Source organism: Flavobacterium sp. HNIBRBA15423 (genome assembly GCF_052655965.1).
In genome coordinates this window covers 1,641,576-1,656,634 of sequence record NZ_CP199751.1, presented here as the reverse complement: position 1 = coordinate 1,656,634, position 15,059 = coordinate 1,641,576, and the positions used below count along the sequence as shown (strand labels likewise).

Sequence of the window (15,059 nt, the reverse complement as noted above, 5' to 3'; positions counted from 1 at the left end):
TACCTACTTATTTCTTACTTTCAAATAAAGCGTTTACAACGCGACATCCAAAAAATTAATATCTTAGTTTACCATATATCGGAATTAATTTTCCATTGTCATTCCAATTGAGTCAATTTGCAACCAACGTTTGCAAATTAATCTTTTTTTATTTCACAAAAACTTTTGCACTACCTTCTTTTATTCTAAATTTACCAAACTGACAAAACCAAATTTTGATATACATCATTGGAACGGTTTAGCAGAACTATTAGAAAAAATATAACGTCTGAAAGGAACGAATAAAAACAAAGACTAAATAATGACAATAGAAGAATTAAAATTAGATATCAAATGGTGGGAATCTAAAAGATGGATTTTCAATTGTGCTGTTGGACTATTTGGTAGTTTTGCTCTTTATAATGGACTTTTACAATGTGATTATAATTGGTCTTTTTCGGATACATTAGGAATGATTTTTTGGGGTATTGGAGCAAATATTTTATACTCTTTAGGAATTTTGCTTGAGCTTTTCGATTGATATTATCTGAAAAATAGAATCGGAATAAAAAAGTTCAGGTTACTGTTTTTTATTGTAGGTCTATTATTTAGTTGTTTTTGGACATTTTGGTGTACTTTTATTTATTTTATTGGTCATATTTGGTAAAACCTAACAATAATGATTATTCTGTTATACAATTTCAATTATGCAAAAATCATTAAACACTTATTTGCAACATGAACTTCCGTTTATTTTTTCAATTAGTCATTCTTGAATCACTCTTTATGGTTGGCGGAGTTTATTTACTTATTTTCTTTTTCTTTTTTTATTTTGGATCAGGTGCTGGAGCGAGTTCTGAGAAAGCATTATTAACTGAAAAGATAGCTTTCATCGTTTTAGTTTCATTGCCGTTACTTTTTGGAGTTATTAAATACAGAAGTTCAACAGAAGAAAAAAATGGCAAAAGTTATTTATATTCAGGTTTTCTTGTAGCAATAGGTAGCTTAATTTGTTATGAAGTATACACTTAAAAGATAACTAATCACTCAGATATCATCCTTCTGGTGCTCGTTTGCAATGAGTACCTATTTACACCTATTTCTATAGTATTATATTATAAAACAAAGTGTAACATAATATACTCCTACAGTAAGTGATATTAAAACAAAGTGTAACATACAGTACTTCTACAGTAAGAGATATTAAAACAAAGTGTAACACACCATACTCCTACAGTAAGTGATACTAAAACAAAGTGTAACATACCACACTCCTACAGTAAGTAATACTAAAACAAAGTGTAACATACTATACTCCTACGGTAAGTAATACTAAAACAAAGTGTAACATATTACGGATAACGAAATTACATGTTTAAAATGTACAGATGCAGGTAAGGAACTTAAATATAGACTAAGTAATACTTTCTTTTTATTTCTTAGACTAACTAACACTTGTACATGTAAACATTAATTATAATTTTACACGTATAATTTTACACGTTATCAATAACAAAAGAATACTATTTACTCTTAAGAGGCTGTAATGATGTTTAGATTTAATATAAAGTTTACTATATTTAAAGATGCGAAAAAAACTCTTAATCATTATTATTCTTTTCACTAGTACTATTATTTTAGGACAAGAAGAAAAAGATACTACAGAATTACTTCTTTCACAGTTTAAAGTAGAAATGCAAAAGGATAGTATATCCGATTTCTTTATTGTCAAACATATTACTTATGGTACTGCCTACATTTCTAATCCTAAAGATCCAAACACTTGTAATACAACAAGTACTTATTTTGAATTATATGCTTTTTGGAATAAAGGAAAACAAAATTTTATCCAGAAATTTGACAATTGTGGAGCGTTTAATGCCATTCAATTAGAGAATTCAAAACCTATTATCTTCTTTAAGAATAATATTGAAAAAATTAAAAAAGATGAAGTACTAAGCTATAAAACTAGAACAGACAGTATAGCAAATAATAAAATTTATTCTTACATTTCTATGCAATCACACACACCATTACGTTATTATTGGTTTTACCAAGGTAATACAGCATTTGAAAAGGGTTTCGACATACATAATTTAGAAACTGCTAATGATAAAAAGAACATTAACTACGAATCAAATAACAACTTAACATTAGTAAAACTAAATGTAATTTGTGAAGATATAATTGATAAATTAAAAGAGAAGAAGAAGTTTAATAGGGTCACTGATAATTAAAAAAATACTTTTACTTAAACCATATTCATTTTGTAAATTAATAAATAATAAAATTTTGAAACAAATTATAATTTTTATATCAATACTACTTTTTAGTTGTTCCAAAAGCAATACTAAATCGAATGATGAAACTCAAAATACAGCTATTATTGATACCCTAACATTTTCTTATGATGGCTTTAATAATGGTCTTCTACTTAATTTATTGAGTAATGGTAATTTTGTAAATGAAAGTTATCTATATAGTTGTTTTGGTGGTGGCAAAAGAAAAAAAGTTTTTGGAAAATATATAATGGATAGTATAAATCTTACTTTAATTCCTGAAAGAGTTGAATTTATTGAGTACCCAATGGAAATGGATCAAAGAACAAAAACTACAAAAGTAAAATATGGTATTGATTCTTTAAAAATAAAAACTAATTTTCAACTAATAACTTGGGAAGGTAATAGATATCTTTTATCAGATTCGGCAGATTTTAACTGGAGTTTAAAAAAAGAAAATGATTATATGAGATTTTCAGTTTATATAAATGCTGGTTTAGAACCAAAAGTAAGCGGAATGTATTTAGCCCATAAAACTGAAGATTCAATTACCACAGACTTCGATTTAAAACAAATTCCTAAGAAATGGCAAGAATATTTTTTAAAAAAGCCTATTTCAGCAAAAATTAAAAACATAAAAAAAGTAATTGACCCCAATGATCCTGAAAATATGCATTGGATAATAGAATTCAATAAAGGAAAAAAAGACGGAATTAAAAATGGACTAACATTAGAAACAAAAGAAGGAGATTTTTTCATAGAAATTGATTCCGTTTTAATGAATAAGAGCTTTGGACAGACTTATTTATATGATTATTTACCTAAGCAATCTATTGGTATAGAACTAAGAACAAAATGGGAATAGATAGCATTACGATTTCAATTTTCAAACGGAAAATTTGTAGCTTTGTTTTTTAAAAGTTTCTTTCCAAGAAAATTTATACACATTAAAATAATTTAAAAATAAAACTTGAAAAATATACTTTATATACTATTACTTCTCACCTTTACTAAATGTAATCAAATGAACCCTATAGAAAAAGCACTTCACATTGACGATGATACAAAATCAATTATTGCCATTGGAGAAATTTTATGGAAAAAGACAGAATTAAGTGATAACTATGAAAACTTAACAGAAGCTGAAAAAACATTTATTTTTATAGAAATGCTAGAAGCTGAAGTTAATAATGGTGGTTTTGATCAGTATTTTTTTAATTCAAGTGGCGATTATGCTATAGAAACATTGGAATCTTTAAAAAGAATAAAAGCTCACAAAACGGCAAAAATTATTACAGAAGCTTTTGAAATATTTCCCATTCAACCAATTCCAAAAGACAATGAAAAAAGAAGAACTATTTTAAAAAATATAAATCAAAATATTTCAAATAAATGGAATCAATTAGAAAATAATTTTTATTCTAATGATGAAAATATTGGTAAACTTCTACTAGATTATGTCAAAAACAATATAGAAGATTTTAAATAAAAATAACTTTTATCTAAAACAAAAAAAATCCCTCTTTCAAGGGATTTTTCTATTTATAACTTTCTTCTAGTTCTTTCTTTCTTAATCAAATCGAGTTCTCTGCTTGTTTGTCCGGCTACAGAGGTGTTTTCTTCGGCTCTTCTTATCAAATAAGGCATTACGTCTCTTACAGGTCCAAAAGGAAGGTATTTCGCAACATTATAACCGTGTGCGGCTAAATTATAACTAATGTTATCACTCATACCAAATAATTGTCCAAAAAAGATACGCGAATCATTTTTAGCAATTCCTTTCTCTGCCATTAACTCCATTAATTTATACGAACTAGCCTCATTATGTGTTCCAGCAAAAATAGACATTCGATCCAGATTGTCTAACATATACAATACTGCAGCATCAAAGTTAGCATCTGTTGCTTCTTTGCTTTCACAAATAGGTGATGTATATCCTTTTTCTTCAGCTCTGTCATTTTCTTTTTCCATGTAAGCACCACGTACTAATTTCATTCCTACATAAAATCCTTCGGCTTTAGCTAAAGCGTTTATTTTTTTCAAATACTCTAGTCTGTCCCAGCGATACATTTGTAACGTATTAAAAACAATTGCTTTTTCTTTATTGTATTTACGCATCATGTCTGTTACTAAATCATCAGCAGCATCTTGCATCCAACTTTCCTCACCATCTATCAATACAGCAACATCCATTTCATGAGCCGTTTTACAAACCGTGTCAAAACGAGCCACTACTCTATTCCATTCTGCTTGTTCTTCAGCTGTAAATGCTTTGCCTTCTCCTATTTTTTGGTACAACGCAAAACGACCTAAACCAGTGGGTTTAAAAACCGCAAAAGGAATAGCGTCTCTTTCTTTAGCAAATACTATCGTTTTTAAAGTCATTTCTAAAGCCGCATCGAACTGATTTTCTTCTTCTTTCCCTTCTACCGAATAATCCAAAACAGAAGAAACTCCTTTAGTAAACATATTATCAACCACACGTAAACAATCATTTTCATTTACACCACCACAAAAATGATCAAAAACAGTACTTCTTATTAAGCCTTCAACAGGTAAGTGTGCTTTTAAAGCAAAATTGGTTACAGCAGTTCCTATTCTTACAAGTGGCTGACTTTCAATTAATTTAAATAAAAAATAAGCTCTTTCTAATTGAGTATCACTTTTTAAAGCAAAGGCAACTTCTGTATTATTGAATATTTTTTCCATTTTAAGGTCTATTTTTCTAGTGCAAATATACTTTAGAGCATTGTAATTTTAAATAAAAAATGCCTTATTTTGCAAGAAATTGAAATCTATAACCATGCAAACGATTCAAGCCAATAATTATGAGGTTTTTTTTAATGAAAATGGCTACACTTATTTAAATGAAATTTTAGATGCGAAAAGCTATTCTAAAATTTTTATCCTAGTAGATGAAAATACCTCAAATCATTGTTTACCAAGACTTTTATCTTTACTAGCAACCGAAATTGTAATCGAAATTATTGAACTAGAAGCTGGTGAAGAACATAAAAATATTGAAACTTGTTTGCAAGTTTGGCATTCCTTAACCGAATTAGGTGGTGATAGAAAAAGCATCCTCTTAAATTTAGGAGGTGGTGTTATAACCGATATTGGTGGATTTATTGCGTGTACTTTCAAACGTGGCATCGATTTCATCAACATACCTACTACATTATTGTCTATGGTTGATGCTTCCATTGGTGGAAAAAACGGAGTGGATTTGGGTAACCTAAAAAATCAAATTGGAATCATTAGAGAACCAAAATCTGTAGTTATCGATACGCAATTTTTAGAAACTTTACCTGGTGAACAAATGCGTTCTGGTTTTGCCGAAATGTTGAAACATGGTTTAATCTTCGATAAAAAGTATTGGGATAAATTAAAAAACATAGCAGACTTAAATACAAACGATTTAGATGCTTTAATTCATCAATCGGTTGAAATAAAAAACAAAATAGTTTCGCAAGATTTAACAGAAAACGGAATTAGAAAATCTCTTAATTTTGGTCACACATTAGGTCATGCTATTGAAAGCTATTTCCTAGAAAATGAAGAAAAGAAAAGTTTACTACATGGAGAAGCAATTGCTGTAGGAATGATTTTAGAAAGTTATATTTCTAAAGAAAAAGGATTACTTCAAGAGGAAGAATATCATGAAATTAAATATGTATTAAGCGATATTTATGAGGCAGTTCCTTTTGAGCAAAACGATATTAAAAATTGTATCGATTTACTTATTTATGACAAGAAAAACGAATTTGGTAACGTTCAATTTGCCCTGTTAGATAAAATTGGAAATTGCAAAATTAACGAGTCTTCAACTAACGAGCTAATTTACAGCGCTTTTGCTGATTACAAATCTTGATTTTTTTTAATAATATCATTATTATTTCATAATATTATTTTTTTACCTTTGTGGGAATGAAAGAAACCAAAACTTTACGTTTTACAAATAACAGTAGTACTAATTTTATATCTGATTTTCACATCAGCTTATCTGTTTTATTTGCTACTTTTTCTTTTATAGACACCTTTATTTTTTCTAAAACCTTTAGAGAAAAACTTTTAATTCAATTTTCAAATATTAGAGTTTAAATGGGTAAGATTTTTTTTCATGATTTCTTATTTTTATAAACTTTAAAATCCTATTTTTCAAATGAATACTAGATATTACGATTTAATTAATCAAACTTTTTATTTTCCTCAAGAAGAATTTACTTTAAACAAAGATACACTTCAATTTCACGGAATAGATTTAATGAAATTAGTGGAAGAATATGGTACTCCATTAAAATTTACCTATTTGCCAAAAATTTCTAAGAACATAAAAAGAGCTAAGACATGGTTTCGTAATGCCATGGAAAAGCATGATTATGATGCTAAATATTTCTATTGCTATTGTACAAAAAGTTCGCATTTTGAATTCGTTCTAAATGAAGCACTTAAAAACAATATTCATATAGAAACTTCTTCTGCTTTTGATATCAACATTGTAGAAAACTTAATCGAAGAAGGAAAAATAAACAAAAACACTTTTGTTATTTGTAATGGTTTCAAAAGAGATCAATACATTGAAAATATTGCAAGATTAATCAATAATGGTCATAAAAACACTATACCTATTATTGATAACTATGAAGAATTAGACCTATTACAAGAACAAATAAAAAGCAAAATAAAAATTGGTATTCGTATTGCAGCCGAAGAAGAACCAAAATTTGAGTTTTATACCTCTCGTTTAGGAATAGGATATAAAAACATTCTTCCATTTTATAGAAAACAAATTCAAGACAATAAGAAATTAGAGCTTAAAATGCTTCACTTCTTTATTAATACTGGAATTAGAGATACAGCTTACTATTGGAACGAGCTTTTAAAATGTATGAAAGTGTACATTGCTTTAAAGAAAGAATGCCCTACTCTAGATAGTTTAAATATAGGTGGTGGTTTTCCAATTAAAAATTCGTTAGCATTTGAGTATGATTACCAATATATGATTGACGAAATCTTAAATCAGATAAAAATTGCTTGCGATGAAGCGGAAATAGACGTACCAAACATTTTTACAGAATTTGGTTCGTTTACAGTTGGTGAATCTGGTGGAGCTATTTACGAAGTATTGTACCAAAAACAGCAAAATGATAGAGAATACTGGAATATGATTGACTCTTCTTTCATTACCACTTTACCAGATACTTGGGCGATTAATAAACGATTTGTAATGTTGGCTGTAAATAGATGGAATGACACTTATGAAAGAGTGCTTCTAGGTGGAATGACTTGTGATAGCGATGATTATTACAACTCTGAACAACACATGAATGCTGTATATTTACCAAAATACAATAAAGAAAAACCATTATATATAGGATTTTTCAACACAGGAGCCTATCAAGAAACAATTGGAGGTTTTGGAGGATTACATCACTGTTTAATTCCACAGCCAAAACACATATTAATTGATCGAGACAAAAACGGAATTTTGGCCACCGAAGTGTTCTCACAACAGCAAAATGCTGAAGAAGTATTAAATATTTTAGGTTATAATAAAAAATAAAAACAAAATGAGTAAAGGACCAATTAGTCAATTTATTGAAAAAAATTACCTTCATTTTAATGCAGCTGCTTTAGTAGATGCTGCAAAAGGATATGAAGAACATTTATTAGAGAACGGAAAAATGATGGTTACTTTAGCTGGTGCCATGAGTACAGCTGAATTAGGAAAATCGTTAGCAGAAATGATTCGTCAAGATAAAATTCATATTATTTCTTGCACTGGAGCAAATTTGGAAGAAGACATCATGAATTTAGTGGCTCATAACTCGTATAAAAGAGTACCTAATTATAGAGATTTATCTCCACAAGAAGAATGGGATTTATTAGAGAATCATTACAATAGAGTTACAGATACTTGTATTCCAGAAGAAGAAGCCTTCAGAAGACTACAATCGCATTTATATGACATTTGGAATAAAGCAGATAAATCTGGAGAAAGATATTTTCCACATGAGTTTATGTACCAAATGATTAATTCAGGTGTTTTAGAGCAATATTATGAAATTGACCCTAAAGATTCTTGGATGGTGGCTGCTGCCGAAAAAAATCTACCTATCGTAGTTCCTGGATGGGAAGATAGTACTATGGGTAATATCTTTGCTTCTTATTGTATTAAAGGAGAATTTAAAGCTTCAACTACAAAAAGTGGTATCGAATATATGATGTGGTTAGCAGATTGGTATCCAAAGAATTCTAGTGGAAAAGGAGTTGGTTTCTTTCAAATTGGTGGAGGAATTGCTGGAGATTTCCCTATTTGTGTCGTTCCAATGTTATACCAAGATATGGAAATGCATGATATTCCTTTCTGGAGCTATTTTTGCCAAATTTCAGATTCTACAACAAGTTATGGTTCTTATTCTGGTGCAGTACCTAATGAAAAAATAACTTGGGGTAAATTAGATATTAATACACCAAAATTTATAGTAGAGTCTGATGCTACGATAGTTGCACCTTTGATTTTTGCTTATATTTTAGGTCAGTAATTTTTTTTGTTTTTTTTTATAAAAATTGTTTGATAATTTGAAATTGGATATTACTTTTGGAAAATATCTATGAATAAAAACAACCCAATGAAAAGAGTAATTGTTGATTATGCAAAATTAACAAACGAAATTTTAACTTTACTAGTTGAAAAATTTCCGGAAGGATATGACGAGTCAGACATTATCCGTTTTAAGAACGCTAGAAACGAAGCTATTGAAGCTGTAGAAGTGCGTACAGAAGATACTATTTACTTAGTTAAAGTAAGTACTAAACTAGCTGATAGAATTGAAAATTATGATGAAGATGATGATATCGATGATACAATAGATGTACCAGTTTTAGACCCTATTAAAGGCATTGATTTAGATGAAGAAGACGATGATGATGTAGATGATACAGATGTTGAAGATAAAGCTGACGAAGACGAAGAGGATTCAGATGAAGATTAAATAAAAAGGCATGTTATACATGCCTTTTTTGTTATAAATACCTTTCTTTAATTACAGCTACATGATGGAGCTCATGCCCAAGAATAATACAACCTATAGCTCTAACAGAAACCGTACTTCCAGAAGCAGTTCCTACACATACTAATTGCTCTTCAGTAAAATTAGAAAAAAGGCTAATTGTAGCATTTCTTACTGATTCATACTCTTCCAGTAAACTATCCATATTTCTAGAATTAGCACCAGCATTAGGCACATAATCATTTTCTTCAAAACCATGTAATGCTGTTACATCTTTTCTAGAAATTCTAAGCGCTCTGTAAGCAAAAATTCGTTCAGCATCTATTAGATGCAGTAAAATATCTTTTGGTGTCCACTTCCCTATCTCATATTGAAATTCCTGTTTTTGCAAAGGAATCGTTTTAAAAAAAGAAATGATTTCTTCTTTTTGTTTCCTTAAACCATCTACAATATCCAAATGAAATAATGACCTTGCAATGTAATTTGCATAAAATGGAGCAAATTCATCTTTGTTAAATGTTATCATAAAATAAAAAAATCCCGAATAAATCGGGATTATATAATTAAAGTTCTTTAAAAATAGTGTGCATCAATCGTTTTTTATCGTTGATACTTTCTTCTAAAGATATCATGGTCTCTGTTCTGTAAACACCATCAATATCATCTATCATAAAAATAACCTCTTTAGCATGTTTAGTATCTCTTGCTCTAATTTTACAAAAAATATTAAATTTACCAGTTGTAACGTGAGCTACAGTTACATAAGGAATTTGATTAATTCTTTCTAATACAAACTTAGTTTGAGAAGTATTATGAAGAAATACACCTACATAAGCAATAAAAGAATATCCTAATTTTTCATAATCTAAAGTTAAAGAAGAACCTTGAATAATTCCTGCATCTTCCATTTTCTTAACTCTAACATGTACTGTTCCTGCTGATATTAATAATTTTTTAGCAATATCTGTAAAAGGAACCCTTGTATTGTCGATCAACATGTCTAAAATTTGGTGATCAACTTCATCTAAACGAAACTTACTCATAAGAGAATTATATAAATTTATTGTATTTAAACGATATACTATTACCGATATTGTACTCCATTGTTGAATTTAATTGTATTTCCTATAGAAAAATTAGCTTTTTCACCAATTTTAGGCATCTTTCCATAGGTTGAATTAAAAAACGCTCCTTTCGCATCAAATTCATAATGACCAACATAGCTATCTAAATCATCGATTTGAACAATTACTGCTTCAAAATGAATAGTACCTTCTTTTAATATCTCGGTAAATTGAGCCGCAAAGTTAATTAATTTTTCTTGAGAATTATTAATAATTCTAACATTTTTATAAAGAAAATCATAAAAACACTTAGAATTTTGAGAAATATTCAAGTAATTCTCCAAATCATTATCAACTATAACGTTTTCGCTAAGAATCTTGAAAGAACTTAAGAATGAACAAAATATAAACTTTCTAACCTCGTCTCTCTGATAATCATTTTTAAAATGACCCGCTTCAAAAAGTATGGTAGGCGTATTTTTATAGGTTAAATAATCTCCAATACAATTTATATTAAAAGAATCATCAAATCGACCAATTTGATTAGGTATATACTGTTTTAAATCATTATTCATGGCATTTATTACTCTAATTGCCTTATGTCTTACTTCATTAAAAGCTCTAGATTCATCAAAAGCAGGTGATAAAAATGATACTGTAGCTGGTAATTGATAACCTTCAGTACCAAAAATAGTACGTTGATCGTGTAAGTTAAAACAAAAATCAGGTGCAAATTGCTCATAAACAAACCTTAATAACTTACTTTCTGGCTGCGTAAGCTCAAATGCATCTCTATTTAAATCAATTTGGTTTGCATTTACTCTTGCATAAGCTTCAGCACCATCAGGATTTAATATTGGAATACAATATAAGGTAAATGTATTGTAGAAGTCCGATACATTTTGTTCATCTGAAGAAAGATAATTAAAAAAGTCAAATAATGCTTTAGTCGTCGTCGATTCATTTCCATGCATTTGCGACCAAGCCAATATTTTTATTTTACCTGTTCCATATTGTACACTAAAGATATCTTTTTCTTGAACCGATTTTCCTTCAATCTTAACTTTAAAACGATCAGATAAGTTATTTAATAATGGTAAAATATGTGAGTTAGTAACATATCTTCCTTTTAAATTTTGTTCTAAAAATGCTGTTGCTAATTGTAAACTATTCATGTGATTATATTGTGTTACAAATGTAAACAAGATATTATTTACATTTGTAAACAAGTAAAAGCAATACTTTGTATAACCTTGTAAACAGTTTTGCTTTGTTTAAAGGGTTACTTTTGTTTACTTATGTTTACAAAAACACTTACTAAGTTATTTGTTTTTTAAATAACTATAAATCAGTATATTAAATATTGTTATTTATAGTTATTATTTATGTAAAAATCTACTATTTACAATTGTAATCAACTATAATTTGGTTCTTATTTTTCTTTTTATTACATTTGTAAACAGTAATTCTTTAGCTTACAATTTACAATGGTAAACATCGATGATTTCATAAAAAGACTCCAAATAATACTTGATTATTATGGTTTATCTGCTTCTGCATTTGCTGATAGAATTGATGTACAACGATCGAGTATTTCCCATCTTCTATCTGGCAGAAACAAACCCAGTTTAGATTTCATACTTAAAGTAATTGAAATTTTTCCTGAGGTAGATTTGTATTGGATTTTAAATGGCAAAGGAAATTTTCCTAAATCGGAAAGAAAAATAGAAGAAAAAAAAGACACTCCTATTTTAGAAAATAGTAAAACGGAAGAAAAAATTAAATCAAATTTAGAAACCGATTTATTTACTCAAATGAATGAGCCAGAAAATAATCGCGTAATTGAAAATAATTTTCAAAATATTTCAAATATTCAAAATTTGAACACTACTGAGGATGATGTAGATTATATTGTTATTTTTTATAAAAATGGAACTTTTAAAAAATATACTTCTAAAAAATAAAAAGCGTTACTCGTAAGGAATAACGCTTTAAAAATCCAACTAAAGTTTACTAATTCAAAAAAACTATTATTTATGTTTTTAATTTCTAACTAAAATATTACTACTAGACAATGAAATTGTATTACTAGAAGTAATAAGTTTCTATTAACCCATAGAAATTAAACTCATTTCAACAGCATCACTACCATTATAAAATGAAAATGATATTCAAATTGTGTTCTTCATAAATATATTTTATTGATTACTTATAAACATACTTACGAGAAAATAATAATTTTGGTTTTATTTTTATTTTGGAGTAAAGCTCTTATCCGGATTTTTACCAGTTATGCCTTTATAATAGGAATGTAAAATTTTAAAATCTTCTTCTATATTTCCTGTTGGGTAAAATGGCTTATTAAAAATAACTTGTTTGTTTTTATAATCAAAAACACCTGGAATTATTGGTACATTGGCTTTTAAAGCCATATAATAAAATCCTGTTCTCCAATATTCTACTTTTTTTCTTGTTCCTTCTGGTGCTAATGCTAATCTAAAAATTTCTTTTTCTGAGAAAATTTTGGCAATTGCATCTACTTTATTTTCTTTCCTTCCTCTATTTAAAGGAGCACCTCCAACCCATTTAAAAAAATAATTAAACGGGAAAACAAATAATTCCTTTTTTGCTAAAAAATTGATTTCAACATTTATAATGCCTCTTGAGAAAATTCCTAAAAAAAAGTCCCACCAACTTGTATGTGGTACAGCAATAACAATGCATTTCTTTAAGTTAGAATCTATTGTTCCTACAACTTTCCAACCAAAAAGTCTGCAAAATATAAAACTATATAATTTTTGTTTCATACTTTATGATTTGGTGCAAAATTAAAATTATATTTACAATTAGAAACATTTTATATGATTAAACGTTTATTGAGCTACATTATTCCAATTAAAATTTATGAAAAAACCTCAAAAATAAGTAACACACTAGAAGTTTCTTGGAACAATGGTAAATTAGTTTTAGATTCTAAAAATACTAATTATTCTTATGGAAGTTTACAAAAAGTACTACGCAAAGGATTAATTGAAATAGGATTTAAAGACATAAATCAAATGGAAGAAATTCTGGTGCTTGGTGTTGCTGGAGGAAGTGTTGTAAAGACATTAGTAGATGAAATACATTTTGAAGGAAATATTACTGGAGTAGAAATTGATAAAAATAGCATAGAAATTGCAAACCAATATTTTGGTCTAAGCGAAATAAAAAATTACAAAACAATTATAGGAGATGCTAAAGATTTTGTTTCAAAAACTTCTAAAAAATACGATTTGATTATTATTGATATTTTTGAAGATAATGAAATGCCTGCTTTTTTATTTCAGAAAAAATTTGTTGATTGTTGTAAACAATTACTAAATATAAATGGTTCTATTCTATTTAATACTATGATTTTAGATGAAAAACAAATTGATAGAAACAATGCTTTTCTTAGGCTATTTGAAAAAAAATCTTTTTATTGTAAAACCTTTTCTAAAGTGGAATATTATAATCAGTTAATTCTAATTGAAAGATTAGATTAGTTTCCATTTTTGTAAAATGTATACAATAAAATTCCAATCGCAAAATACCTAAAAATCTCACCTATTGAATAAGAGAAAGTATTAAGATATAAACCACCAAAATCATAAAAGGAACTCCAACTATCATGATAATTCTCAATAATATTATCTCCAACTTCTATAGTATAAAAAAATTGAATTGCTTGAGTGACAACAAAACAAATAATAAAATTTCTAATGATTGTAATATAATTTGTGGTTTTTTTATCTTTCAAGTATTTTAAAAAAATATAAAACCCTATAATAAATAAACTATTATAAATCAATTCATAGAATAAATGAATATAGGTAAATCTAATATTATAAATAATAAAAAAATCTATTAAAATAATCCTTATTGTATAAGCTATACTAATAATTGCTATCCAAGCACAAATACCTAATCCAATCAAAGAAAAATCTTTTTTCATACTATTCTTTTTCTGATAAAATTTTCCTCGCTCTTTCTAAATCTTCTGGTGTATCTATTCCAATACTAGCATGAGTAGTTTCAACCATTTTAATTCGTTTTCCATATTCTAAATAGCGAAGTTGCTCTAATTTTTCTGATGCTTCTAAGGATAACATTGGTAAACTATAAAAATCTAAGAGTGCTTGTTTCCTAAAGGCATAAATACCAATGTGTTTCATATAACGAACACCTACATTTGCTGCTCTAGGATAAGGAATTACCGAACGAGAAAAATACAAGGCAAATCCATTTTGATCGGTAATTACTTTAACATTATTAGGATTTTCTATCTCTGTTTTATCTTTTATTTCAAACATTAAAGAAGCTAAATCTACCTTTTTTTCTGCATCTTTTTTGAAAATATCAATTACTTTTTGCAACGGTTCAATGTCAATAAATGGTTCATCTCCTTGAACATTAATAACAATATCTACCTCCATATTTTGAACGGCTTCAGCAATTCTATCACTTCCGCTTTCGTGTTCTTTAATGCTCATAATAGCTTTACCATTATTTGTAACTATTTCATTATAAATTAGTTCAGAATCAGTAACTACAAAAACATCATCAAATAATTTAGTTTCAAGAGTCGCTTCATACGTTCTTAAAATGACTGTTTTTCCGCCCAAATCTTGTAATAATTTGGCAGGAAAACGAGTAGATGCATATCGTGCTGGAATAACAGCTATTATTTTCATTTGCTATTT

At 27.9% G+C, this 15,059-nt stretch carries 19 protein-coding genes; 12 read left to right on the top strand and 7 right to left on the bottom strand.

The features are described 5' to 3' along the window. The first annotated feature begins 301 nt into the window (after window positions 1-301). The 5 genes from ACULEV_RS07445 (at window position 302) to ACULEV_RS07425 (ending at window position 3,747) form a co-directional block, all read left to right on the top strand. The gene (locus tag ACULEV_RS07445; protein ID WP_445458039.1) at window positions 302-520 is read left to right on the top strand and encodes a hypothetical protein; all 219 of its coding nucleotides are present in this window, start codon (window positions 302-304) and stop codon (window positions 518-520) included. 197 nt (window positions 521-717) lie between these two features. After that, complete coding sequence (locus tag ACULEV_RS07440) at window positions 718-1,011, top strand: hypothetical protein (RefSeq protein WP_445458038.1); 294 nt, start codon at window positions 718-720, stop codon at window positions 1,009-1,011. 554 nt (window positions 1,012-1,565) lie between these two features. Beyond that, window positions 1,566-2,216 (top strand): hypothetical protein, encoded by a 651-nt coding sequence (locus tag ACULEV_RS07435; protein ID WP_445458037.1) that lies wholly within the window; start codon window positions 1,566-1,568, stop codon window positions 2,214-2,216. A gap of 55 nt (window positions 2,217-2,271) precedes the next feature. Continuing rightward, on the top strand, window positions 2,272-3,123 hold the full coding sequence (locus ACULEV_RS07430) for a hypothetical protein (RefSeq protein WP_445458036.1): 852 nt from the start codon (window positions 2,272-2,274) through the stop codon (window positions 3,121-3,123). Between the two features lie 159 nt (window positions 3,124-3,282). Next, a complete protein-coding gene (locus ACULEV_RS07425; protein WP_445458035.1) occupies window positions 3,283-3,747 on the top strand; it encodes a DMP19 family protein in 465 nt (154 codons plus the stop codon). 53 nt (window positions 3,748-3,800) lie between these two features. Here ACULEV_RS07425 and ACULEV_RS07420 read toward each other — a convergent pair whose 3' ends face one another. Next, a complete protein-coding gene (locus ACULEV_RS07420; protein WP_445458034.1) occupies window positions 3,801-4,967 on the bottom strand; it encodes a proline dehydrogenase family protein in 1,167 nt (388 codons plus the stop codon). A gap of 94 nt (window positions 4,968-5,061) precedes the next feature. On the opposite strand from ACULEV_RS07420, the gene aroB reads away from it, so the two are divergent. From aroB to ACULEV_RS07395, 5 genes are all read left to right on the top strand, one after another. Continuing rightward, complete coding sequence (gene aroB, locus ACULEV_RS07415) at window positions 5,062-6,129, top strand: 3-dehydroquinate synthase (protein WP_445458033.1); 1,068 nt, start codon at window positions 5,062-5,064, stop codon at window positions 6,127-6,129. A gap of 56 nt (window positions 6,130-6,185) precedes the next feature. Then, the gene (locus tag ACULEV_RS07410) at window positions 6,186-6,359 is read left to right on the top strand and encodes a hypothetical protein (protein ID WP_445458032.1); all 174 of its coding nucleotides are present in this window, start codon (window positions 6,186-6,188) and stop codon (window positions 6,357-6,359) included. 61 nt (window positions 6,360-6,420) lie between these two features. After that, the gene (locus ACULEV_RS07405; RefSeq protein WP_445458031.1) at window positions 6,421-7,821 is read left to right on the top strand and encodes an arginine decarboxylase; all 1,401 of its coding nucleotides are present in this window, start codon (window positions 6,421-6,423) and stop codon (window positions 7,819-7,821) included. 7 nt (window positions 7,822-7,828) lie between these two features. After that, window positions 7,829-8,803 (top strand): deoxyhypusine synthase family protein, encoded by a 975-nt coding sequence (locus ACULEV_RS07400; protein ID WP_445458030.1) that lies wholly within the window; start codon window positions 7,829-7,831, stop codon window positions 8,801-8,803. An 87-nt stretch (window positions 8,804-8,890) separates the two neighbouring features. Further along, window positions 8,891-9,253, top strand: a complete 363-nt coding sequence (locus tag ACULEV_RS07395; protein ID WP_445458029.1) for a DNA primase — start codon at window positions 8,891-8,893, stop codon at window positions 9,251-9,253. 31 nt (window positions 9,254-9,284) lie between these two features. Here ACULEV_RS07395 and ACULEV_RS07390 read toward each other — a convergent pair whose 3' ends face one another. From ACULEV_RS07390 to ACULEV_RS07380, 3 genes are read right to left on the bottom strand one after another with little or no spacing between them, the layout of a single operon-like run. After that, window positions 9,285-9,797 carry a DinB family protein gene (locus ACULEV_RS07390; RefSeq protein ID WP_445458028.1) on the bottom strand — a complete coding sequence of 171 codons (513 nt, stop codon included), beginning with the start codon at window positions 9,795-9,797 and terminating at the stop codon, window positions 9,285-9,287. 37 nt (window positions 9,798-9,834) lie between these two features. Beyond that, window positions 9,835-10,314: an Lrp/AsnC family transcriptional regulator gene (locus ACULEV_RS07385; protein WP_130733730.1), complete on the bottom strand. Its 480-nt coding sequence runs from the start codon at window positions 10,312-10,314 to the stop codon at window positions 9,835-9,837. 41 nt (window positions 10,315-10,355) lie between these two features. Next, a complete protein-coding gene (locus tag ACULEV_RS07380; RefSeq protein WP_445458027.1) occupies window positions 10,356-11,510 on the bottom strand; it encodes a M14 family metallopeptidase in 1,155 nt (384 codons plus the stop codon). A 312-nt stretch (window positions 11,511-11,822) separates the two neighbouring features. Between ACULEV_RS07380 and ACULEV_RS07375 the strand changes: the two genes are divergently transcribed. Then, window positions 11,823-12,299, top strand: coding sequence for a helix-turn-helix domain-containing protein (locus tag ACULEV_RS07375; protein ID WP_445458026.1), 477 nt, complete (start codon window positions 11,823-11,825; stop codon window positions 12,297-12,299). Window positions 12,300-12,587: 288 nt separating this feature from the next. Here ACULEV_RS07375 and ACULEV_RS07370 read toward each other — a convergent pair whose 3' ends face one another. Then, entirely contained in the window at window positions 12,588-13,142 is a 555-nt protein-coding gene (locus tag ACULEV_RS07370) for a 1-acyl-sn-glycerol-3-phosphate acyltransferase (RefSeq protein WP_445458025.1), read from the bottom strand. Window positions 13,143-13,196: 54 nt separating this feature from the next. On the opposite strand from ACULEV_RS07370, the gene ACULEV_RS07365 reads away from it, so the two are divergent. Further along, window positions 13,197-13,862, top strand: coding sequence for a spermidine synthase (locus ACULEV_RS07365; protein ID WP_445458024.1), 666 nt, complete (start codon window positions 13,197-13,199; stop codon window positions 13,860-13,862). Here the strand turns inward: ACULEV_RS07365 and ACULEV_RS07360 are convergent. Continuing rightward, entirely contained in the window at window positions 13,859-14,311 is a 453-nt protein-coding gene (locus ACULEV_RS07360) for a hypothetical protein (protein ID WP_445458023.1), read from the bottom strand. The two genes, ACULEV_RS07365 and ACULEV_RS07360, sit on opposite strands and share 4 nt — an antisense overlap. A 1-nt stretch (window position 14,312) precedes the next feature. Further along, entirely contained in the window at window positions 14,313-15,050 is a 738-nt protein-coding gene (gene kdsB / locus ACULEV_RS07355) for a 3-deoxy-manno-octulosonate cytidylyltransferase (RefSeq protein ID WP_445458022.1), read from the bottom strand. Window positions 15,051-15,059: the final 9 nt, after the last annotated feature.